Source organism: Pseudomonas sp. dw_612 (assembly GCF_018449725.1).
Taxonomy (GTDB): domain Bacteria; phylum Pseudomonadota; class Gammaproteobacteria; order Pseudomonadales; family Pseudomonadaceae; genus Aquipseudomonas.
Genome location: NZ_JAAVVC010000006.1, coordinates 284021 through 307594 on the forward strand (window position 1 = coordinate 284021; position 23574 = coordinate 307594).

Annotated in this window: 18 protein-coding genes and 1 pseudogene; 1 reads left to right on the forward strand and 18 read right to left on the reverse strand. The window is 56.4% G+C overall.

Annotated elements, in window-relative coordinates:
- Positions 1-16 precede the first annotated feature (16 nt).
- From HB680_RS12610 to HB680_RS12640, 6 genes and pseudogenes are all read right to left on the reverse strand, one after another.
- Entirely contained in the window at positions 17-991 is a 975-nt protein-coding gene (locus HB680_RS12610; protein WP_256735521.1) for a PoNe immunity protein domain-containing protein, read from the reverse strand.
- 147 nt (positions 992-1138) lie between these two features.
- On the reverse strand, positions 1139-1906 hold the full coding sequence (locus HB680_RS12620; protein WP_213938950.1) for a PoNe immunity protein domain-containing protein: 768 nt from the start codon (positions 1904-1906) through the stop codon (positions 1139-1141).
- A gap of 11 nt (positions 1907-1917) precedes the next feature.
- Positions 1918-2690 (reverse strand): annotated as a pseudogene (locus tag HB680_RS12625) (PoNe immunity protein domain-containing protein); the annotation flags it as partial.
- A 106-nt stretch (positions 2691-2796) separates the two neighbouring features.
- Complete coding sequence (locus HB680_RS12630) at positions 2797-3735, reverse strand: PoNe immunity protein domain-containing protein (RefSeq protein ID WP_213939019.1); 939 nt, start codon at positions 3733-3735, stop codon at positions 2797-2799.
- A 2-nt stretch (positions 3736-3737) separates the two neighbouring features.
- Positions 3738-5456, reverse strand: a complete 1719-nt coding sequence (locus HB680_RS12635) for a hypothetical protein (protein ID WP_213938951.1) — start codon at positions 5454-5456, stop codon at positions 3738-3740.
- Positions 5453-7744 carry a type VI secretion system tip protein VgrG gene (locus HB680_RS12640; RefSeq protein WP_213938952.1) on the reverse strand — a complete coding sequence of 764 codons (2292 nt, stop codon included), beginning with the start codon at positions 7742-7744 and terminating at the stop codon, positions 5453-5455. The genes HB680_RS12635 and HB680_RS12640 overlap by 4 nt, the downstream gene beginning before the upstream one ends.
- 350 nt (positions 7745-8094) lie before the next feature.
- Here HB680_RS12640 and HB680_RS12645 point away from each other — a divergent pair, with 350 nt between their 5' ends.
- Entirely contained in the window at positions 8095-9396 is a 1302-nt protein-coding gene (locus HB680_RS12645; protein WP_213938953.1) for an OprD family porin, read from the forward strand.
- 164 nt (positions 9397-9560) lie between these two features.
- On the opposite strand, the gene HB680_RS12650 is transcribed toward HB680_RS12645, so the two are convergent.
- From HB680_RS12650 to HB680_RS12705, 12 genes are all read right to left on the reverse strand, one after another.
- On the reverse strand, positions 9561-10181 hold the full coding sequence (locus HB680_RS12650; RefSeq protein ID WP_213938954.1) for a hypothetical protein: 621 nt from the start codon (positions 10179-10181) through the stop codon (positions 9561-9563).
- Between the two features lie 232 nt (positions 10182-10413).
- Positions 10414-11358, reverse strand: a complete 945-nt coding sequence (locus tag HB680_RS12655; protein ID WP_213938955.1) for a carbohydrate kinase — start codon at positions 11356-11358, stop codon at positions 10414-10416.
- 13 nt (positions 11359-11371) lie between these two features.
- Entirely contained in the window at positions 11372-12868 is a 1497-nt protein-coding gene (xylB, locus tag HB680_RS12660; protein WP_213938956.1) for a xylulokinase, read from the reverse strand.
- A 586-nt stretch (positions 12869-13454) separates the two neighbouring features.
- A complete protein-coding gene (locus HB680_RS12665; RefSeq protein WP_213938957.1) occupies positions 13455-14927 on the reverse strand; it encodes a mannitol dehydrogenase family protein in 1473 nt (490 codons plus the stop codon).
- Between the two features lie 12 nt (positions 14928-14939).
- Entirely contained in the window at positions 14940-16043 is a 1104-nt protein-coding gene (gene ugpC, locus HB680_RS12670) for a sn-glycerol-3-phosphate ABC transporter ATP-binding protein UgpC (protein ID WP_213938958.1), read from the reverse strand.
- A 146-nt stretch (positions 16044-16189) separates the two neighbouring features.
- On the reverse strand, positions 16190-17020 hold the full coding sequence (locus HB680_RS12675; RefSeq protein WP_054046221.1) for a carbohydrate ABC transporter permease: 831 nt from the start codon (positions 17018-17020) through the stop codon (positions 16190-16192).
- 10 nt (positions 17021-17030) lie between these two features.
- Entirely contained in the window at positions 17031-17930 is a 900-nt protein-coding gene (locus tag HB680_RS12680) for a sugar ABC transporter permease (protein WP_236708625.1), read from the reverse strand.
- 178 nt (positions 17931-18108) lie between these two features.
- Positions 18109-19419 carry a sugar ABC transporter substrate-binding protein gene (locus tag HB680_RS12685; RefSeq protein WP_213938959.1) on the reverse strand — a complete coding sequence of 437 codons (1311 nt, stop codon included), beginning with the start codon at positions 19417-19419 and terminating at the stop codon, positions 18109-18111.
- Between the two features lie 303 nt (positions 19420-19722).
- Positions 19723-20628 carry an AraC family transcriptional regulator gene (locus HB680_RS12690; protein ID WP_213938960.1) on the reverse strand — a complete coding sequence of 302 codons (906 nt, stop codon included), beginning with the start codon at positions 20626-20628 and terminating at the stop codon, positions 19723-19725.
- 71 nt (positions 20629-20699) lie between these two features.
- The gene (locus HB680_RS12695) at positions 20700-21566 is read right to left on the reverse strand and encodes a phospholipase (protein ID WP_213938961.1); all 867 of its coding nucleotides are present in this window, start codon (positions 21564-21566) and stop codon (positions 20700-20702) included.
- 153 nt (positions 21567-21719) lie between these two features.
- Positions 21720-23036 (reverse strand): glycosyltransferase, encoded by a 1317-nt coding sequence (locus tag HB680_RS12700; protein WP_213938962.1) that lies wholly within the window; start codon positions 23034-23036, stop codon positions 21720-21722.
- Positions 23037-23150: 114 nt separating this feature from the next.
- Entirely contained in the window at positions 23151-23510 is a 360-nt protein-coding gene (locus HB680_RS12705; protein WP_213938963.1) for a response regulator, read from the reverse strand.
- Positions 23511-23574: the final 64 nt, after the last annotated feature.

Sequence of the window (23574 nt, forward strand, 5' to 3'; positions counted from 1 at the left end):
TTGGTGAGACGGGAGTTTACTTGTTTGGGGTGTTCCTGGCGTATTCAACCAGGTCTTTGGGGTAAACCATATGATCGATTTGGCTGTCGTCGATGCCGTATAAAAAAGCAATGGCGCCCGCTTCAAAAGCCCAGTAAGCGACGTAGTTGCCATCGTCGTCTTCAATGTCCAAATGACTGTCATGCCAGTTGGTTTGCAGTGTGGCAAAAGCGGGATACCACGTTTCGCAATAGTGCTTTAACAAGTGGCTCGATTCTTCAGGTTCGGTGGCGTATATCGCCCTGATCAGCGGTGTGTAGAGAACGTGGAACCACTCGTCCAAATCCACACGACCAGGTAAATACTTGCGCAGAAGATCTTCGTATAGCGTGTCTTCGTCGGCATATCCCCCGCGATCTATCAGGGCGACGACGCGAGTCAGCAGGTCGGTACGATGCAACAAAATATAAAGGCTGATGACTTGAATGCACTCTTCATAGTGTTCAGGCCAGTCATCAATGGCCAAGGGGGAAATATCAGATTCGCGTTCTTCGACAGCCAGGGCTTGCTGGTAAATCTCGTAGCGACTGATCAGCTTCTCCAGCCGGGGAATGAGGCTGTCAATCGGCTCGCCTGCTGTGTAACTGATCAGCAAGGCATTAAATGCTGCCTCCTTGAAGTACTCCGTCCGTAGAGCGTTCTCCACTTTGCAAAGTAAATCCTCATACAGCGTGTCATCACCCGCATAGCCGGCATTGTCTATAAGCATTACAAATCTGGAAAGGAGATCTGTGCGGTGTAGCAGGATGCAAAGACCTATGACCTGAACACATTCTTCATACTGGTAGGGGTAAATATCTATCGCAAGCGGAGAGATATCAGGGGGTTGTTCGGCTGCCGCCAATTTTGCCTGTCTGATTTCATATTTATCAATCAGGTCTTCAAGCAAAAGGTGAAAGGAGCCGATCTCTTCTCCTGCAGAGTAAGCCGCCAAGATTTTATAAAGTGCCATGCGTTGAAAGAATCTTGAGCGGAGCTCCGCTTCCTGTTCGGGAGAGTCCGACTGGAATGTGTTTGTCTTGGAGAAACTCAATGGCTTCGTCGTGTTCTATCAGGAAAATCTGGTAGTGGTTTTCACTAAAGTATTCTTGTCGTTTAATCAATGTGCTATGCCTCTAGCGTAGTTGACCAGGTCTTTTGGGTAAATCATATGGTCAATGTCGCTGTCATCGATATCGTACAGAAACGCAATGGCTCCCGCTTCCAACGCCCAGTAGCCAACGTAACTGCCTTCGTCGCCATCCTTGTGCGAATCATGCCAAGGGGCTTGATCAAAGGACGAATACCAATTTGCACAATATTTTTTCAATAGTTCAGGTGCGTTGTTTTTATCTTCGACGTAAATGGCTTGAGTTAGCGGGGTATAAGCGTCGTGATACCACTGATCGATATCTTCACGGTCGGGAAGAACCTTGATTAACAGATCTTCATAAAGCGTATCCGTGCCTGCATAACCGGCATTATCTATTAGCAAAACGAATCGCTTCAGTAGGTCTTGCCGATGCAAAAGGATACACAGACTGATCACCTGCAAACATTCCTGATACTCGTCAATCCAGTCATCAATGGTAAGGGGTGAAATGTTTGTTATCTGCTCGGAGAGCGAAAGTTTTCTTTGACGCTCTTCGTAAGCTGATATCAGCTCTTCAAGAAACGGAACCAGCAAGTGGATCTGCATTCCAGCGGTATAGGATATAAATATTTTTTTTAGCGCCACGTCTTTAAAGTGAGCGGCCCTTAGAGATGCTTCTTGTTCGGGAGAGTCTGATTCGAATGTGTGGGTCTTCCAGAAAATTCTGGTCTCTTCGCTGTAAACGAGGAAGTTCGCGTGTCGGTAATCGGTGAGGAGTTCTTGTCGCTTATTCAACAGGACCCAGCCTTGGAGCCAATAGCTACCTTATGGTTTCTAGCGTACTCAACCAAATCTTTCGGATATACCATGTGATCAATCGTGCTGTCGTCTATGCCATACAAGAATGCGATTGCTCCCGCTTCAATAGCCCAGTATCCGACGTAATTCCCATCCTCTCCCTGTAAATGCAAGTCGTGCCATGGCGCTTGTTCAAATGCTGGATACCATTGACTGCAGTATTTTTTCAGATACTTGGTTGCTTCTTCTTTACTATCTGCATAGATGGCTTGAATTAAAGGCGAATAGACACCGTGAAACCAAAAATCTACATCGTGTCTGTTTGGCAGTACCTTGGTAGGTAATATAGAGTGTCGGCGCCAGCATAGCTTGCGTTATCTATTAGTTTAACAAAGCGTTTAAGTAGGTCTGTGCGATGTAGTAGTATGCAAAAACCTATAACCTGAACGCATTCTTCATATTGATAAGGCCAGTCATCAATTGCTAGAGGAGATATATTGGGGAGGTTTTCGTGTTTCTCCAGTGTGGCCTGTCTTACTTCGTACTTGTCAATCAGGTCGCTAAGGAGAGGTATTAAAGGCGCTATTTCCTCCCCAGCCGTATAAGCAGCCAGCAGTCTGTCCAGTGAAAGCGTTTGTAAATGCCTTGAGCGAATAGCTGCTTCTTCTTCGGGAGAATCAGACTCGAAGGTATTTGTCCTCAGTAATTCGATTACTTCGTCGTGTTCTATTTGAAAGTTTTTGTAATGAGTTTCACTAAAAAATCTCTGTCTTTTTTTCATAGATGTCAGCAAAGGGTACTAGCGGTTTCACCATGGCTAGATGGGCGGTTATCCACCCATCTAACTAATAACTGACTTAATTAAAGTCAATCTGTCACCGTTATCCTTACTCTCCCGACCAATACCAAATAGTGTCGCCCCAATGGGAGTCACTGAATCCAGGCATTATGTCACCTTGATTAAAGTGACGACGAGACTCTGCTTTTGCCGGCGTGAACCAATAGCCAGTCTTGCTGCATGGTTGTCCTGCATCTATACGAGCAACTTGGGATCCATTGGTCGGTTGGTAGTTTCTCGCGTATTCGACCAAATCCTTTGGATAAACCATATGTTCGATTTTGCTATCGTCAATGCCGTAAAGAAAAGCAACCGCAGCAGCCTCCAGAGCCCAGTACCCACAGTAACTTCCGTCATCCCCTTGTTTGTGAGAGTCGTGCCACGGGGCTTGCTCAAATGCGGGATACCATTCATTACAGTATTGCTGAAGTAGCTTAGAGGATTCTTCAGTGTCATCTTCATAGATTGCATAAATTAACGGCGAGTAAACATCGTGGTACCAGCGATCAACGTTATATCGATCAGGCAAAAGTTTGCAAAGTAAATCCTCGTAAAGGGTGTCATCACCCGCATAGCCTGCCGGATCAATCAATGCAGCGAAGCGTTTTAGCAAGTCAGTGCGATGCAAAAGAATGCAAAGGCTGAATACTTGTACACACTCTTCGTACTGGTCGAGCCAGTCATCAATTGTTAACGGTGTAATGATAGGTATACTTTCGTATATTGCCAGTTTTTTCTGAAGAAACTCGTAGCTATCTACTAAATTTTCCAAGAGTGGAATTAGAGTTTCTATCTCGTTTCCAGCTGTATAGCGAATTAATATTTCTTTTAGTATCAGCTTTTGAAAGTGCCTTGCCCTGACGGATTTTTCTTGTTCTTCCGAGTCCGCCTGGAATGTGTTTTCGTCGAAAAATGCTATGGTTTTTTTATACGTTTTGAAAAAGTTATCGTATCGCGCTTCGCTTAAAAATTGTTGTCTTCTATTCATCATTACGCCTCTTCCTTCAAGGAACTCAAGGTGCCATATTTTTTAATTAACGATGCCTTTTTCTTATTGACAGCTTCCTTGACTTCGTTTTCCTTGTAGTGAATGGCCTCGTGTGACGTATGTGTTTCTGGGCCTGATATGTCTATACGAGCTTTTGCATGTTCGCGAGGGCCGTTAAGAATACTGTAGAGAGGCGTAAAAAATAAATGTCGGCTGTATGAGCTTAATACGTAAAGTGAAACACCATCAAGCACTGCTTTTTCTATATTTTGGTTTATCCACTCAATGCTCATTTGTACTAAAACTACTTTGCCGGGTTTTCCGTTCGGCTTGTTTGGTTTTTCTTCTCCTTCGGAGTCGATTTTCGTTTTTGCTTTGGGTGCCGTATCTCTGGCAGGTTTTTTTCTATTGCTATTTGACGATGCACTACTAGCTGTAGCTTTCTTTCGGTTTTTCCCCGGTCGTGTTCTTTTTGGAACTGGTGCTTCTGATGTATTCGGCGACTTGTCTATTGGCTCAAGCAACTCTGCAATTGCTATGTCTCCTGATACACCCAGCTTTGAGGTAATGCTAGGTTGGCGGGGCGCTGGGGGCTGGCCTAATGCAGTAGGCTTCTTTGGCGGTTTGGCTATTTTCTCTTCTTCTTTTTTATTGTATTGGTCCTTCATAAACTTTGGGGCGTCTTCGTGTCTACTTGCCTTTGCTTCAACAATCGCAAATTTTTTTGAATTGTTTGTAGCTGGATTAGCGCGCCATACTGCATCAATACCAGTTCCGTTCGCGCCATCAGACAGTTTATATAGTGCATGCCATTTTTTTGGAGTTCCGCCCATTGAAAGTTTACCTAATGTATTTTCATCAGGATTGCCATTGAGCCAATGCCCCTCGGCGCCTTTATCATGGCCATCCCAGTTTTTACCCCAGCCCAAAGTTTCCGCGCAGTAATAGTCGGCTATATGCTCTCCGCTGACACCGAGTGCCTCGTTGGTAATATGGTAGGCCTTGGTGGCTGCGTTCTGCTGGTCAATCTTGTTTGAGTGTGTGCCACTTGCGCCGTCCGCGCCGTGACTTGCGACAGTAGCATCTTTGCCTGCCGGCTTTTTGGTCGTTGCGGGCTTGCTTGACACCGCCATCGCCGAGCTATTGCGCTGCATCCCTTTCCATTTAACCAACCGCTTCTCAACAATCCCCACCATGGCCGGCATGTTGTCGCGGGAGGCGGCGAGGACGGTGACGACAGATGTTTTGGCCCAGTTTGGAAGGCTTTGGAAAGTCGATGAGCCTTTGACGCCGGTGATGATTTCGTCGAGTTCAGCGCGCAGTTTGCCGGCATCAAATATCTGCTTGAGCAGTTCTTCGGGGCTGGTTTTGATTCCGCATTCTTGCAGTACGAAGCGCAGCAGGTCGAAAAGCACCGGGGCGTAGCGCTGCGGGTCTTTGTTGACGATGCGCAGGCTCTTTTTCAGCCCATCGCCCGGTCCTGGCACCCAGCCGATGACGGCCATCAGCAGGTCAAATTGGGCTTCTTCCTTCCCGTCGGTCGACTCTGCGTTGTAGAGGACGATGGAGGATTCGATTGTGTCGTAGGCGTCGATGGCCTGGCCAAGAAACGGCACCGCGCCGAGTGCGATGCCTTTTGCCAGTTCTACCGCGGCCTCTTGGTAAGCGGCGCTGCGGTCGTCGTCACCTTCGTTTGCGCTCTCAACTACTTCGTCACTCATGACAGCCTCCCTGCGGCTTTCTCCACCAATGCTTGTAAATCAACCTGGTCCGGGTCCAGGCCGAGCTTGCGTAAATCTGCGTTAACTTTTTCGTCCGAGTTCTGCACAACCGCGACGCTTTCACGGTTGTACGGCCTCGGATCCTCGCCGTAATACACCTTGGCCGGTCCTTTCGGTACGTCCTCCAATCGGGCAAAGCCGTCGTCGTCCAGCACACCTTCACGGGTCGAGCCGTCGGCAAAGTCGACGCGGTAGGACGCGCCTGGGACGGGCTCAAGGTTGTCGTAGTGCAGGTTCAATTCCAGCCAGGTCGGATTGGACTTGGCTTCTTTCATCAGGCGACCGGCGATGTCGGCAGCGGCGAGACCTGGAATCAGCGGGGCGAGGATGCCGATGCCGGTACCGGAGCCCGGCCCACCACCGGAGTTAACCTTCACATTAGCGCCATTGATCGTCACACCCCCCGCATCCACCTTCACAAAGCTCCCACCAGCCTTGGCCGTGAGTTCCATGCCACCCTCAACCACAACTTTTTCCCCAGCGTTGTAGTGAATCTCCGTCCCGGCTTCGACAAACTGAGCCGTCCCGACCCTCACGTGCTGAGTCACGCCAACGGTGAGGTGATCATCCGCCCGGGTTTCACTTTTGCGGTCGAGGTGGGTGATGCGGTGTTCTTCAACCTTGAATTCGCTGAGAACATTGGCCTCGACCGTGTCGTGCCGTTCGTTGCCGACGCGGATCTTCTGGTCATGCTCGATGTTTTCATCCCAGTCGCGCTGGGCGTGCAGGTAGATCTGTTCTGCACCTTTTTTGTCTTCGATGCGGAATTCGTTGTAGCCCTTGCCGCCCGGAGAGCTGAGGGTCTTGAAGGTGCTGCGGGTTTTGTTCGCCGGCAGGTCGTAGGGGACGACGTTTTCCTTGTGGTAGAGGCAGCCGGTGACCAGTGGTTGGTCCGGGTCGCCTTCCATGAAGGACACCAGCACTTCCATGCCGATGCGCGGGATGGCGATGCCGCCGTAGGCGTTGCCGGCCCAGCCGGTGGCGACGCGCAGCCAGCAGGTGGTGTTGTCGTCGGCCTGGCCTTCGCGGTCCCAGTGGAACTGGACTTTGACGCGGCCGTACTGGTCGGTGTGGATTTCTTCGCCCTTGGGGCCGGTGACGATGGCGGTCTGGCTGCCGAGGATTTTCGGTTTCGGGTGTTCGAGGGCAGGGCGGAAGTGCGCGTCCCACGGGGTGGCGAGGAAGCGGTTGCGGTAGCCCTGGTGGAAGTCATCCTTGTTGTCGGTGACGTCGCTGGTGGTGTTTTCGCCGAGGACCTGCGGCTGTTTGCCTTCGTGGACGACTTCCAGCAGCAGCCAGAGGTCGTTCCACTCGGCGCGCGGGTGTTCGCTCAGGGCCAGGAAGTGGCCGCTGACCAGGATCGGTTCGTCGCTTTTGCCTTCGGCGAGTTTGTAGTCGCTGCGATGGCGCTCAAGGGCGCGGGTTGCCAGTTGTTTGCCGCGTTCGCGGTCGGTGAAGCGGCCGGGGTAGTCGTAGTCTTCGAGGTCCGGGGCGAAGGTGCTTTTGGCGGAGCCTTCAGGAAGGATGCGCGGTTTTTCGAAGTCGTAATCCCGGCGGCTGACGCGGGTGGTGCGGGTTTCCAGGCGCAGGTTGAAGCGCTTGATCACGGTTTTTTCGGCGGCCATGCCGGAGTCTTGCTGGTAGGCCACGGGCGCGAGTTTGCGGAACACGGTCTGGTCGTCGCCGAACACCAGTTTGTGGCCGCTGGCGGAGTGCTGGAAGTGGAAGTGAATGCCTTCTTCTTCGCACAGGCGCTGGATGAAATGCAGGTCGGATTCGTCGTACTGCACGCAGTAATCGCGTTCAGGGTAGATCGCGCCGAGCTGGAAGCTGTAGGCGTCGGACAGAATGCCCCGCGCTTCGAGGACCTGGCCGATGATCTTCGGCACCGTCAGGTGCTGGAAGATTTGCTGGTCATGGTTGTGCCGCAGGTAGGCCAGTTGCGGCACCAGGCTGAGGCTGTAGCGGGTCAGTTTCTTGCCGGAATCGCCTTGCTCGATGCGATAGACCAGGCCGTGGATGATGCCTTTGCCGGTGGCGCCGAAAGTCAGGCAGCCAGGCTTGTGCAGCAGCTCTTCGAGTTTCAGGTCGGGACGGGCGCTGACCAGTTCGATGTCGAAACAGAACGGTTGGTTGAGGGCTTCGCGACCGACGAAACTGAGCACTTGCAGGTCGGCGGAAACACCGTCCAGCGTGAGGGAAATATGGGTTGCGTTCGCGTCCAGCATGCCTTGAATTCCGTCCTTTGAATAAGCTGGGGCGGATGGTGCAGGATTAAGCGGGCTCGTTCAAGGCGCAAATGCCGTGCTTGAGGATAGGGAAATCCCCTATGTGCGGGGTTTCGCTCAATGAATGCGGGGATTTGGACTTGCCGGGTTCCAACAGGAGGGAACGCGAACTCGAGAACTGCCAGTCAGTTTCAGACTAAAGTCGCCTTCAGCACGTAAAAGCCTTGTGCCACCATTGTTGTTCACCCCCGTGTGTTCACTTCACTCTGGCCCGTCACCGGTCCAGGGCGGAAGCTATTTTTTGGCTTATTGCGCCTTGCGCAAACGCTGCACTGTTGGAGCTTCTTTTCATGCGTCCCCCATTTCCCCTCATCACACCGCGCCAGTCATTCGGCTTCGGTGCTTTAGTCCTGTGCGCCGGTTTTACCGGGCCGGTTCAAGCCAGCGGTTTTATCGACGACACCACCGCGAAGATCGAATCGCGCACGGTGTATTTCAACCGTGACTTTCGTGATGGGCACACCAGCAACGAGCAGGGCGCGTCCAAGCGTGAAGAGACGGCTCAAGGTTTCATTCTCAATCTGCAATCGGGTTACACCGAGGGCACCGTCGGTTTCGGTATCGATGCGCTGGGCATGCTCGGGCTCAAGCTCGATTCCAGCGCCGACAGCAGCAACAGCGGCTTGCTGCCGTCGTCCGGCGAGAACCCGCGCGGTTCGAAAGACCAGTACGCCAAACTCGGCCTGACCGCCAAAGTGCGGGTGTCGCAAAGTGTGTTGAAGTACGGTGCGTTGCTGCCGGACGTGCCGTTGCTCAAATACAACGACGGCCGATTGCTGCCGACCATGTTCAACGGCGCGCTGCTCACCTCCAAAGAGGTGAAAGACCTGACCGTTATGGCGGCGCGTCTGGATAAGTACACCGCGCGGGATTCGACGGACTCCCAAGACATTCGCGTGCACTGCAAGAACAAGCGCTATGCCTGCAACGTCACTGCCGACCATTTCGACATGTACGGCTTTGACTACAAGATCAACGAGCGCTTGACCGCGCAATATCACTACGCGGAGCTGGAGGACATCTATCGTCAGCACTTTGTCGGTGTGCTGGCCAACCAACCGTTGGGCGATGGCGTGCTGAAGGCGGATCTACGGGTACTGAAAAGTGCCGACAGCGGCGCCGCTCGCGCCGGTTCCATCGATAACCGAGCCCTGAGCGGCATGCTGTCGTATGCGTTGAGTGGCCACACCTTCAGCGCTGGTTGGCAGCGTATGAACGGCGACAACTCGATGCCGTACCTTGATGGCACCAATCCGTATCTGGTCAATTACGTGCAGGTCAACGACTTCGCCGCCGCGCAGGAGCGTTCGTGGCAGTTGCGTTATGACTATGACTTCAAGGCGATCGGCGTTAACGGGCTGAGTTTCCTGACCCGGTATGTGAACGGTGATCACATCAAGGTGCTGGGCAGCGATCAGGACGGGAAAGAGTGGGAGCGCGACAGCGAGCTTAAGTACGTGGTGCAGAGCGGGACGTTCAAGGATGTGAGTTTGCGGCTGAGGAATGCGACGTATCGGGCGAATGACGAGAAGTTTGCCCGGGATGTGGATGAGACGAGGCTGATTGTGAGTTACAACTTTTCGGTGTTGTGATCGTTGGGGTAGCGGTGTGAGGTAGATCGCTTTCGCGAGCAAGCCCGCTCCCACAGGGGATCTTCAGTGAACACAGCTATTGTGTTCGTCGACGATCCCCTGTGGGAGCGGGCTTGCTCGCGAAGAGGCCTTAAATGTTGCGGTACGGTCAACTGCACACTGGCTCAAAGCCAATGCCAGAACCGACTCCAAAACCCCCGACCCAGATCATTCTTGCACCCAGCATATTGCTGGGCATACATATCGGAACGCCCCTGAACCTTGCCCGCCGTCGCCACCAGCCAGCCTTTGCTGGCATAGGTTTTCTGACGATACCCGCCCCAGCCTTCGTGGTAGTTGAGGTATTGCCCGAAGGCGTCGTACTTGTACACGCCGTTGATGCTGGCGGTCTTGTCCATGTACCAGCCGACAAAGTCGATGGCGTCATCGAAATCCTCGCGGTCGGCCCCACTGCGGCCAGTGCTTTTTTGGTAGTCGGACCAGACTTCATCCTTGGCTTGGGCATAACCGGACGCCGTCGACACCCGGCCCCACGGGATGATCCAAAGCAGGTATTTGCGCGGTGTCTTGGCGTCGTAACGATAGCCGGACTCCTGATACATGATCGCGAAAGGCACCTGGATCGGCACGCCCCAGCGTTTTTGCGTGACCTGGGCGGCGTCGTACCAGTCGCTCTTTTCCCGGAAGATTTCACAGAGATCGTTGGGGGAGCGGGGTGGTGAGGTGCTGCAACCGGCTAGCAGCGTGGTGAGTAGCAACAGTCCAGCCGTTTGCCTTGAGTTCAAAAGTCCGTCTTCCTGTCGTGCGCGTAAAAGGGCGACAGTTTACCTATTCACGGCAAGGGCGGGTGATTGAGAGGTATGGCTTTTTGGTGTCGTGATCTTGAGGTGGGCGGTGTCTGGCAGGCCGCTTTCGCGAGCAAGCCCGCTCCCACAGGGGATCTTCAGTGAACACAGATGTTGTGTTCGACAACGATCCATTGTGGGAGCGGGCTTGCTCGCGAAGAAGCCCTAAAACTCAGCGGAGATCTAGCAGATGGCGATACGGCAAATCCGGCCCGGTTTTGCTGCACGTCAACGCCGCCGCCTGCACCGCAAACTTCAGCATCCCGTCAATTTGCTCACGACTCAGCCGCTGAACACCGTCCACCGAATCCAGTTGATGTTCGGTCAGCCAGGCAATCAACGCCGCCTGGAAGGTATCGCCGGCGCCCACGGTGTCGGCAACTTTCACCGAAACGGATGGCACCGACCACGAACCATGCACACGACTGAACACTGTCGCGCCTTCACCACCCCGGGTCAGGAACACCAACTGACAGCGATGCTGCAACCAGCCCTCGATCACCCGCTGCGGATCCTGTTCGGGATACAGCAGGCTCAAGTCTTCATCGCTGACTTTGATCAGGTCGGCCAATTCCACCAATTCTGCAATCCGCGAACGCCACAGGTCGATGTTCGGCTCGGGATTCAACCGTACATTCGGATCAAGGCTGATCAGGCGTTTGCCGCTTTCGCGACCCACCAACGCCAGCAGCGTGTCGGCAATCGGTTGCACCACCAGCGAAAACGAGCCGATGTGCAAGCCGCGCACCTCAGGCCCGAGTACCGGCAGGTGCTCAAGGCGTAGCTGCCGATCCGCACAACCTTCGCCACGGAAGCTGTAGTGGGGCGAGCCATTGGCGCCGACCGCAACCATTGCCAACGTGGTCGGCGCGGCGAAATCGACGAGGTAGTCCGGGCGCACACCTTCATCCTGCAACACTTGCTGCAAACGTCGGCCAAGGTAGTCGGTGGACAACCCGGCAAACAGCGCCGCGTCCACGCCCAAGCGGCGCAGACCGACCGCCACGTTGAACGGCGAGCCACCGGCAATCGCCTTGAAATTCACTTTCGAAGCCAGACCGCTCGCATCGTCTTCGCTGAAGAAATCGAACAGCGCTTCGCCACACACCAGATACATAATTGTTCGCTCTTTAAAGGGTTGCGACATGCTGTTGATAGCGCTCGTAGGCTTGCTGAGCGGCTGTCACATTGTCGGCGATCGGCAGGGTTTCGCTGGCCAGATCGAGTTTTACGCAGCGTTCGCACAAATCCGCCAGGGTGCTTTCATGGCCGTTAGCCCAGGACTTGCACCACGCCGCTTGAATCGCCGCGCCCAGGGCCGCGGCTTCGGCTTGTTCGGTGCAGATCACCGGGGTGTTCATGATATCGGCGACGATCTGCCGCCACACCGGGCTTTTCGAGCCGCCACCGATCAGGCAGATGCTGCGACTTTGTAAGCCATTCTGGCGCAGCAGGTCCAGTCCGTAACGCAAACCGAAGGTGGTGCCCTCGACGGCGGCGCGGCACAGGTTGGCCTGGGTCAGGTTGGTCATGGTCAGGCCGTGCAGGCTGCCGGTGGCGTGGGGCAGAGCGGGAACGCGTTCGCCGTTGAGGAACGGCAGCATGCACACGCCGTCCGCACCAATCGGCGCATGGGCGACCAGATTGTTGAACTGTTCGATATCCAGCTCGAACAATTCGCGAATCACACCGGTGGCATTGGTCAGGTTCATGGTGCAGATCAACGGCAACCAGCCTCCGCTTGACGAGCAGAACGTCGCGACCGAGGCGTCCGGGCTGACTTTGGGCTGTTCCGAGTAGGCGTAGACCGTGCCGGAAGAGCCGAGGCTCATGGTGATCGCGCCGGGCTGAATGTTGCCGGTGCCAATGGCGCCCATCATGTTGTCGCCGCCGCCGCTGGAGACCAGCGCTTGCGGGTTGATGCCCAGGTGCTCGGCGATGCTTGGCAGGATCGTGCCGACCGCTTGGTGCGCGTCGATCAGCTCCGGCAGCGCGGCTTGCAGGCGTCCGGTGGAATCGATATCGCGCAGCAACTGCAAGTCCCACTGACGGGTGCGCACGTTGAAATAACCGGTGCCAGAGGCGTCGCCGTATTCGCTGCAACTGCGGCCGGTCAGCCAATAGTTGAGGAAGTCGTGGGGCAGCAGAATGCGCGCGATGCGGGCGAAAATCTGTGGGTGTTGTTCTTTGGTCCAGAGCAGTTTGGACACGGTGTAGCCCGGCGCAATGACGATGCCGAGGCGTTCCAGAGAGCCTTTCTCGCCGCCCAGATGCGCGAGCAGGCGGTCGTTTTCCGGGGTGGACTCGGTGTCGCACCAGAGTTTGGCCGGGCGCAGCACCTGGCCTTGGTCGTCGAGCAGCACCAAACCGTGTTGCTGGCCGGAAACGCCGATGCCGAGGATGTCCTGGCCGTCGACGTTGGCGGCGAGCAGGGCGCGGCGGGTGGCCAGAGCGAAAGCTTCGAGCCATTGGTTGGTGTCTTGCTCGCGCCGGCCGTTGGCGCCGCTGATCAGCGTGTGGGAGGCGGCCCCCTGGCCCAGCACCTGACCGCTGACGGCATCGAGGATGATGGCTTTGGTGCCTTGGGTGCCGCAGTCGATGCCGAGGAATAGTTGTTGGTTTGCCATGGGATATCCAAAACGTTGAAAACGGGCCACGATCAAGAGCCACCCCTCACCCCAGCCCTCCCGAAACGTCGGACCGCCCCAAGGGGGAGAGGGGGAAAGGGAGCCGATCTCCATGCTTTTCAAACCTGAGTTCGACTCGAGGTTTCAGGTCGATGTATCTCGAAAAAACAACTCGGTCAGTCCCCGCTACCCCTTGGTGAGAGGGGGGGAAAGGGAGCCGATCTCCATGCTTTTCAAACCTGAGTTCGACTCGAGGTTTCAGGTCGATGTATCTCGAAAAAACAACTCGGTCAGCCCCCGCTACCCCTTGGTGAGAGGGGGGAAAGGGAGCCGATCTCCATGCTTTTCAAACCTGAGTTCGACTCGAGGTTTCAGGTCGATGTATCTCGAAAAAACAACTCGGTCAGTCCCCGCTACCCCTTGGTGAGAGAGGGGGAAAGGGAGCCGATCTCCATGCTTTTCGAACCTGAGTTCGACTCGAGGTTTCAGGTCGATGTATCTCGAAAAAACAACTCGGTCAGTGTCCCCTCTACCCCTTGGGGAGAGGGTTAGGGTGAGGGGTGGTTCCCCCTGACACTCAACCAATCTAAGCCAACACCCGCTCCAATGTCCGCGTAACCCCCACTTCCCGCAAGCTGTTGCAGCACCATTCAAACGCCGCAACAAACTCTGGCGAACGCGGGATCGCGGTTCCGAAGATCTCTTCAACCTCCAGCAACCGCTGAGTAATCAACGCATCATCCGCCACCAGCGCCTGACAGAACGCCGCCCGTGGGTCCGGAATCGAGTAGGTCACGCCATTCTCATCCACGCCCTTCAAATACAAAGCCCAGGCTGCCACGACCAACGCCGCACGCTTGGTTTCCTGACCGTCGGCAATCAAACGGTTAAGCGTCGGCACGGTGAATTTCGGAAACTTCGACGAGCCGTCCGAACACACCCGCTCCAACTGATCGGCAATCGCCTGGTTGGAAAAGCGCGCCACCAGGGTGTTCTTGTAATCCGTCAGATCGATCCCCGGCACCGGCGCCAGTTGCGGCGTGACGTCCAGGTCCATATAGGCGCGCATGTACTGCACGAACAGCGGGTCGTTCATGGTTTCGTGGACGAAGCGGTAACCCTTCAAGAACCCCAAATAGGTCAGGGCCAAGTGGCTGCCGTTAAGCAACTTGATCTTCATCTCTTCGTAGGGCGTGACGTCGTCGGTGAACTGCACGCCGACCTTTTCCCAGGCCGGGCGACCGTTGACGAACTTGTCTTCCAGCACCCATTGCACAAACGGTTCGCAGACCACCGGCCAGGCGTCGTCGACCGCGTGTTTGTCGTGCAGTTGCAGCTTGTGCTCGGTGCTGGTCATCGGCGTAATGCGGTCGACCATGGCGTTGGGGAAACTGACGTTCTGGTCGATCCAGTCCCGCAGATCGGCATCGCGCAGGGCAGCGAAGGCCAGCAGCGCCTTGCGGGTGACCGCGCCGTTGTGCGGCAGGTTATCGCAGGACATCAAAGTGAACGCTGGCGTACCGGCGGCGCGACGTTTGGCCAGCGCTGCGCAGAGGAAACCGAACACGGTTTTCGGTGCATTCGGGTGCGCCAGGTCATGCTGAATCAACGGCAGATGGGCCATGAATTCGCCGTTGCTGTCGTCGATGCAGTAACCGCCCTCGGTGATGGTCAGGGAGACGATGCGGATCTCGGGGCTGGCGAGTTTGTCGATCAGCGCGTCGGCGCCATCTTCGGCCAGCAACATGTCGCGAATCGAGCCGATCACCCGCACTTCAGCGTCGTCGTTGTCGCCCAGTTCAAACAAGGTGAACAGGTAATCCTGCTCCTTCAAATCGTCCCGGGCGCGGCGGTCTTCGGCGCGCAGGCCAACCCCGCAAATCGCCCAGTCCAGGCCTTCGCCGGTGTTCATCAACGCATCGGTGTAATACGCCTGATGCGCCCGATGAAAACCGCCGACGCCGATGTGGGCGATGCCTTGGCGCGTATCGCTCAGGGCGTAGGCGGGCAGCACCACCTCAGGCGCGAGGCGATGGAGGTTCTGTTTATTGAGTTTCATCGCATAGTCTCGTCAGGCAGCGGCGCGCAGCGGGCGGGTGAGCGCTACGCCGTCGGCATCGAATAAATGGCAGTGTTCGGCATCCAGGTGCAGGCTCAGCGACTCGCCATAACGGCTGGCCAGATCGCCGCGAACGCGCATGGTCAGCGCTTCGCCGGACGAGGTCACCACGTGGCAGAAAGTGTCGCTGCCCAGGCGTTCGCTGACGTCGGCGGTGACTTGCAAGGTGCAGTCGCCGGGTTGTGCGAGGTTGAGGTGTTCCGGGCGAATGCCCAGGGTCACCGGGCCGCCGACGCTCAAATTGGCACCGCTCAACGGCAGGGTGATGCGGGTGCCGGCGTCCAGTTGCACTTCAACGCTCTGGCTGTCGACGCCGGTGACTTTGCCCTTGAGGAAGCCCATTTTCGGCGTGCCGAGGAAGCCTGCGACAAACAGGTTGGCTGGCTGGTGATACAGGTCCAGCGGCGAACCCACTTGCTCAACTTTGCCGCCATTCAGTACCACGACTTTGTCGGCCATGGTCATGGCTTCGACCTGGTCGTGGGTCACGTAAATCATGGTGGCTTTCAGTTCTTTGTGCAGGCGCAACAGCTCAAGGCGCATCTGCACCCGCAGGGCGGCGTCGAGGTTGGACAGCGGTTCGTCGAACAGAAAGATTTTCGGGTTGCGCACAATCGCCCGGCCGATGGCCACGCGCTGACGCTGGCCGCCGGACAGTTGTTTCGGCTTGCGTTCCAGCATCGGCCCGAGTTCGAGAATGCGTGCGGCTTCGCCGACTTTCTTCTCGACTTCGGCTTTTGGCACGCCGGCCAGGTCGAGGGCGAACGACATGTTCTTTTTCACGGTCATGTGCGGGTACAGGGCGTAGGTCTGGAACACCATCGCCAGGTCGCGCTTGGCCGGGCTGACTTCGGTGATGTCGCGGCCATCGAGTTCGATGGTGCCGCCGCTGACTTCTTCAAGGCCAGCGATCAGGCGCAGCAGGGTGGACTTGCCGCAGCCCGACGGGCCGACGAAGACCACGAATTCCTTGTCGTTCACTTCCAGGTCGATGCCCTTGATGATGGAAAAGCCTTCGAAGCCTTTATGCAGATTCTTGATTTTCAGGTTGGCCATGATGATGGGCCTCCACGTGTTGTTATTCAGTTGAGCTGCGCGGCCTTGAAGATCAAAAGATCGCAGGCTGCGCCAGCTCCTACAGGGGATCGCGTGGATCGGGGGCTCTGTGTAGGAGCTGCCGAAGGCTGCGATCTTTTAGCGATTCATTTCACAGCGCCAAACGACAGGCCGCGGACCAGTTGTTTCTGGCTGATCCAGCCAAAGATCAGGATCGGCGCGCACGCCAGGGTCGATACGGCCGACAACTTGGCCCAGAACAGGCCTTCGGGGCTTGAGTACGAGGCGATCAACGCGGTCAGTGGCGCGGCTTTGGACGAGGTCAGGTTCAAGGACCAGAACGCTTCGTTCCAGCACAGGATCAGCGACAGCAACACCGTGGAGGCCAGGCCACCCTTGGCGATCGGCAGCAGCACCCGGACCATTTCCTGCCACAGGGTTGCTCCGTCGAGGCGAGCGGCTTCGAGGATGTCTTTCGGGATGTCCTTGAAGTAGGTGTAAATCATCCAGACCACGATCGGCAGGTTGATCAGCGTGTAGATCACGATCAGCGCGATGCGGGTATCGAGCAGGCCGAAACTCTTGGCCAGCAGATAGATCGGCATCAGCACGCCCACCGGCGGCAGCATCTTGGTGGAGAGCATCCACAGCAAGGTGCCTTTGGTGCGTTTGGTTTCGTAGAACGCCATCGAGTAGGCCGCCGGCACCGCGATCAGCAGGCAAAGGGCCGTGGCGCTGAAGGAAATCACCACCGAGTTCCAGGCGAAGCTGAAGTAATCGCTGCGCTCATTGATGTGCAGGTAGTTTTCCAGCGTCGGCGTGAAAATGAACTGCGGCGGCGTGGCGAACGCGTCGATTTCGGTTTTGAAACTGGTCAGCACCATCCAGAAGATCGGGAAGAAGATCAGGATCGCGATGGCCCAGGCCAGGGTGCCGAGCAGCAAACTTTGCAGGCGGCGGGATTGTTGAAGAGTCATGGCGCAGGCCTCAGGCTTTGTCTGTCAGGTTTTTGCCGATCATGCGCACCAGCACGATGGCCGCGACGTTGGCAATCACCACCGCGATCAAACCGCCGGCGGACGCCATGCCGACATCGAACTGCACCAGCGCCTGGTTGTAGATCAGGTAGGCGAGGTTGGTCGACGCGTATCCGGGGCCACCGTTGGTGGTGGTGAAGATTTCGGCAAACACGGAGAGCAGGAAAATCGTTTCGATCATCACCACCACCGCGATGGGACGCGCCAGGTGCGGCAGGGTCAGGTGCCAGAAGATCGCGACCGGGCCGGCACCGTCGAGGCGTGCGGCTTCTTTCTGTTCCTGGTCGAGGGACTGCATGGCGGTCATCAGGATCAGGATCGCGAAGGGCAGCCATTGCCAGGACACAATGATGATGATCGACAGCAGCGGGTAGTGGGCCAGCCAGTCCACCGGTTGCGCGCCGAACAGTTTCCAGACGTAGGCGAGAATCCCCGACACCGGATGGAAAATCAGGTTCTTCCAGATCAGCGCACCGACGGTGGGCATGATGAAGAATGGCGAAATCAGCATGACCCGCACAATGCCGCGACCGAGAAACTCACTGGCCTCCAGCAACGCACTGATCAACACGCCGAACACCACGCTGATCAGCAGCACACTGCCCACCAATAGCAACGTGTTGGTGGCGCCGGGCAGGAAACCCGAGTCGGTCAGGAAGTAGGTGAAGTTCTCCAGCCCCACGAACTCGTTCTCGCCGGGGTTGAGCAGGTTGTAGCGGATCACCGAGAAGTAGAGGGTCATGCCCAGCGGCACGATCATCCACAGCAGCAACATGGCTACCGAAGGACTGACCAGAAACCAGCCGGGGTTGGACAACCGGCTTTTACGCACCGGTTGGGGAATGTCCATTTGAGCTTTGGCAGTTGAAATATTCATGGCGTTAAAACCGATTCATGCAGACCTATGAAGATCCAATGTGGGAGCGAGCTTGCTCGCGATGGCGGTGGATCAGTCACCCACAGTGTTGAATGGGCGACCGTCATCGCGAGCAAGCTCGCTCCCACATAAGGCGGGAGCAGGTTGCGGGTTACTTGGGATAACCGGCGCGCTTCATCTCACGTTCGGTGGTTTGCTGGGCGGCGGCCAGGGCCTGGTCGACCGTGGTCTGGCCGATCAGCGCTGCCGAGAACGACTTGCCGACCTGCGTACCGATGCCCTGGAATTCAGGAATGGTCACCAACTGAATGCCGATATAAGGCACAGGCTTGATGCTCGGCTTGCTCGGGTCGGCGACTTTCAGCGACTCGAGGGTCACTTTGGCGAACGGCGCGGCTTTCATGTAAGCGTCGCTGTAGGTCGAAGCCCGGGTACCTGGCGGCACGTTGGCGATGCCGTCTTTCTCGGCGACCAGTGCGCCATATTCCTTGGAAGTGGCCCAGGCGCTGAAGGTTTTCGCTGCGTCCTTGGCCTTGGAACTGGTCGGAATCGCCAGCGCCCAGGAATACAACCAGGCCGAGCCCTTGTCGGTGGTTTCGTGCGGTGCGTAGGTGAAACCCACGTGTTCGCTGACCTTGCTTTGGGTCTTGTCGGTGACGAACGAACCGGCGACGCTGGCATCGACCCAGATTGCGCACTTGCCGCTGTTGAACAGCGCCAGGTTTTCGTTGAAGCCGTTGCTGGATGCGCCCGGCGGGCCGGATTTCTTCATGGTGTCCACGTAGAAGTTCAGCGCGTTTTTCCACTCGGGACCGTTGAATTCAGGTTGCCATTTCTCATCGAACCAGCGCGCGCCAAAGGAGTTGGCGACGGTGGTGATCAGCGCCATGTTCTCGCCCCAACCGGCCTTGCCGCGCAGGCAGATGCCGTACTGCTCTTTATCTTTGTTGGTGAGTTTGCTGGCGAATTCGCTGATCTGGGTCCAGGTCGGGTGCTCCGGCATGGTCAGCCCGGCGTCCTTGAACAGGTCAGTGCGGTAATAGGTGATCGAACTTTCAGCGTAGAACGGCAGGGCGTACAGCGAACCCTTGACCGACAGACCTTCACGTACCGACGGGAACACATCGTCGAGGGCGTAGCTGGCCGGCAAGTCCTTCATGGGTTCCAGCCAACCTTTGGCGCCCCAGAGTGCCGCTTCGTACATGCCGATGGTCAGCACATCAAACTGTCCGCCCTGGGTGGCGATGTCGGTGGTCAGGCGTTGGCGCAGGACGTTTTCTTCGAGCACCACCCAATTGAGCTTGATGTCCGGATGCTCGGTCTCGAAGGTTTTCGAGAGCTTTTGCATGCGGATCATGTCGCTGTTGTTGACGGTGGCGATGGTCAGGGTCTGAGCGCCGAGGCTGACGCTGCTGAGGGTCATGCAGGTGAGGGCAAGCAGAGCTTTTACAGAAGGTTGCATCGTGCACTCCTTTTCTGTACCCGGCGGGGCCAGAAGGACGGTTATTGTTTTTGTGTCTTCCTGCGCAGGAAGAATGTGCACTGATTACAGCCTTCAATTGAGGTGCTGACAAATCATCCGTAGCACTTTAATCGATACTTTTTTGCACTGGGGTTTGGGGGGAGAGGCGGACGGAACGGTTATCTGGCGATTGGCCGGTATGGAATCCGTATTGGTTTTTGGCTTTGGAGGAGTATGGCTTGCCCGCGATAGCGATCTCAAGAACGCCATCGCGGGCAAGCCATGCTCCTACAGAAAAAGCGTTTAACCGAGGTTTTGCTCAGTCAACCGCTGCACCGCCAACCGACGGTAATGGGAAGGGGTCATGCCCTTGAGTTGCTGAAAGCGTCGGTTGAAGTTGGAGATATTGTTGAAACCCGACTCGAAACATACATCGGTCACCGGTTTATCGCCGTCGGCCAGCAGTTCGCAAGATTTGCTGATCCGCAGGCGATTGACGAATTCGATAAAGCAGCGCCCGGTGGCTTGCTTGAACACCCGGCTGAAATACGTGGGTTTCATGCCCAGGTGTTCGGCGACTTCTTCCAGCGGCAGTTCCCGGGCGTAATGAGCGAAGATGTAATCCACCGCCCGGTTGGTGCGATCAACGTTATGTTCATCCGCCAGTTGCGCCGTTGTTGCTCCGGACAGCAATTGGTAATCGTCGGAAGCCGCCAGCAGCTCCAGCAAAATGAAAAAATGCCCGAGTCGGGTCACACCTTTGGTGTCGGCGATACGCTGCATCAAGGTCATGGCCTGGCGAATGGTGCGCTTGCAACGGAACTCGATGCCGTACTGGGCGCGTTCCAGCAACGGGGTGAGGGTCTTGAGTTCGGCAAACACCAGGTGGCCGCTGTCGAACAACTCGTCCGTAAAGTTGACCAGCATGTCCCGTTTGGGCACCACTTCGTCTTCGGCGATCTGGCTGATCCAGTTGTGGGGCAGGTTGGGGCCGGTCAGGAATAGCGTTTCCGGGTAGAAGTTACCGATGTAGTCGCCGATGAACACCTTGCCGGAACTGGCCACGATCAGGTGCAGCTCGTATTCCTTGTGAAAATGCCAGCGCACCAGCGGGCACGGAAAACCATGCTGGCGATAGATGATGGACAACCCGTTATGGTCGTCCATCAACTCGTAGGAAGGATCGGTGATTCTGGCGGATCGGCTCATGGCAGGGCACTTTTTTTGTTATTGCACCGTGATGATGCCTCTTTCACGGCCGACAGCGCCAGCGTCTCGACTCAACCGACCCTGGGCGCTGCCTTCATGCTGTTGGCCACCCAGCAATAACCGACAATCTCTGACTCGTCGAAAAAATCGGTACTGATGATGCTGCAGCGGGTCACCCAGTCACGCGATGAATGAAACCAGTCGTTGATGTGCTGCTGGATGTCCACCGGCCCACCGAGGAACGAGTAGCTGGTGGCGGTCAGGGACCAGAAGTAGTTGTCGCGACGAGGTGTTTCCAGGGTTCGCACGATATGTTGGCGCAACTCGCTGACATTGGTCAGGCGCTCGCCGCTCCAGTGATGCGGGACCCGTATCCAGAAAAGGTTCATATCCAGTTCCACCGAACCGCTGGCGGCCATGATCACGCGTTTCTTGCTGCTCGCGGCCTTCAGTTCGCCAAGGGTCTTGTCTTCATCCTCGGACGAGATGGCCCGCGCGCCCAGCCCTTGCACCAGCAAGTCATTGAACTGCTTGAAGTCGAAGTGCTGGTTGCCGTCACGTAACTGGTGAAAGTCGAGAATGATGAACTCATCCGGATTGCGAACCAGAAAGTCATTCACTGCGTCGATCAGTTCACCCAGTACCCGCAGGGATTGGTAGCCATTGTGATGGAAGTAAAAAGTACCCCGGGGTGAACCCGCGCGGTAACCCAGGCGAAGGTCGAAAGCGCGGACACCATTGGCCAGTTGCCAGGCAAATGAATCGTTCTGGCAGGTGGTCCAGTTGCCGAGGACCACCTCGTAGTTGCGGGCTTTTTTATCCATGCCCGAGTTGTGCGTGCCGGGCCAGATAAGTTCGGTGAGTTTCAAGCGGTCGATGTCGGGGACTTCGCTCATCCAGCGTTGCGTATCGACATTGGAGGTGGGGCTGTTGGACATATTTCAAGGCTCCTGCCTGTGACTCGGCTCCCCATCCGTGGGGGCGAGATTTGATGAACTCGTGACCAAAGCCTAGAAGCCGGTAATGGGTTTTTCAATGCACGGAAACATTCACATAAACATAGCGTTAAGCCAGCTACTTCACGTCAGAAATCACCCGCGAGAATCAGAAGTGGATGACTCACTATGACGATTTTTCGCCTCGATCCACTGGGCCATGTACTGCGTACTTTTATGGGCATGATGGCGAAGCATGGCGCCGGTGAAGTTGTCTCGGCGTCGGTTCGCCAGGTCACGGCGACAGGCTTGCAGCCGCTCGATCAGGGCCGGGCCGTGCTCTGACTGGCGGTATTGGGCCGCGAGCAATTGGTCGCCATGCTCCTGCGCCTGAGTCCACAGCGCTTTGTCCTGATAAAGCGCTACGGCAGCGGCGGCGAGCGCATCGGCGGATTCACCCACCGCGCCCGGCCATGGCAGCCCGTCACTCATGCCTTCGGCACCGATCGGCGTGGTCACCGTGGGTGTGCCGCACAGCATGGCGTCGACGATTTTACCCTTGATCCCCGCGCCAAACCGTAGCGGCGCCAGGCAGATTCGCGCGGCTGACATCACCTGCAACGCATCCTCCGCCCAGTTCATGATGTGAAACCCTTGCGCCGGGTTGTGCAAAGCCGTGGCCTTGGGCGGGGTGTAGGCGCCATAGAGATGCAGTTGCGCACCGGGCAATTGTTGACGGATCAACGGCCACACCGCGGTTTTCATCCAGAGCACTGCATCCCAGTTCGGCGCGTGACGGAAGTTGCCGATGCTGAGAAAGTGCGCACGCTGCTCAAACTCCGTGTGGGCCGTTGTCGGCAGGTCGGGCATCAGCGGGCACCAGTGCAACAAGTCTCGCGGCAGCCTGAACTGATCGACCAGCAACTCGATTTCCACCGGCGAAATCATCAGGCTCAGGTCGCAGCGATACAACGCGGCAATCTCGCGTTTGGCCAGGTCAGTCCCGGCCATCAACTCGAATTCTTCGCGCAGCGCCGGGGCAAACAGTGTGCTGAAGTCGTTTTCGTCGGTGCTGGACTTCAAGCGGTCCTTGAGCCGCTGGTGCCGGGCGTGCCGCAGGCTTTGCAGGTCGGACGTTTCAAGCACCCGCAACGCATCAGGACAATGCTTTTCCACGCGCCAGCCGAACTGTTCTTCCATCATGAATTGATCAAACAACACGATATCCGGAGCTAACTCGCCAATAAAGGTGTCGAAACTGCTGTTATTAAGCTCGATCGGGCATTCACGAATGCCCAGCGCGGCGAGGTCGGCCTTGTGCTCGCCGACACCCGCCGGGCTGCTGAACGTGATGTCCCAGCCTTCCTGCAAAAACGTCTCGAGAATTTGCATCACATGCCCACTGGCCGCCGAAGAGCGGGGTTCGGGCCAGACGTAACCAATGACCAGGACTTTGGTTGTGGGCTGACTCATGAACGTGTTCCTTGGCGGCGGGCGATGGGGGGGGTGACGCAAAAAGGGCGCAATTAAAACACAGGATTCTGTTATCGAGCGGTTGCTACCTTTCGTTCATGCCCGGCGCGCAGTTCAGGCCAGCATGCCCTTGACCTTGTCCCGCAACTGGTCAATCGAGAACGGCTTGCCAATCACGTGCATACCCGCCGGCACATCGATACTTTCGGCATAACCGCTGGCAAACAGGATCGGCAGCTCCGGGCGCAGCATCCGCGCCTGGGTAGCCAATTCACGGCCGTCCATTACCGGCAAGCCCACATCCGTCATCATCAGGTCGATGTACTGGTCTTCATCATTGAGAAATTCCAGGGCCTGTTCGCTGCCATCGGCTTCCAGTACCTTGAATTCAAGCTCCTCCAGCACATCGACGATCAGCATGCGCACGATGGCATCGTCTTCGACGACAAGAATGATGGATGCGTTGGAGGACATAGTAGGGGCTCTCAAGGGTGGATTTACGGGTCGGCGGTCGATCAAAATCGCCGGTCTCTTGCTT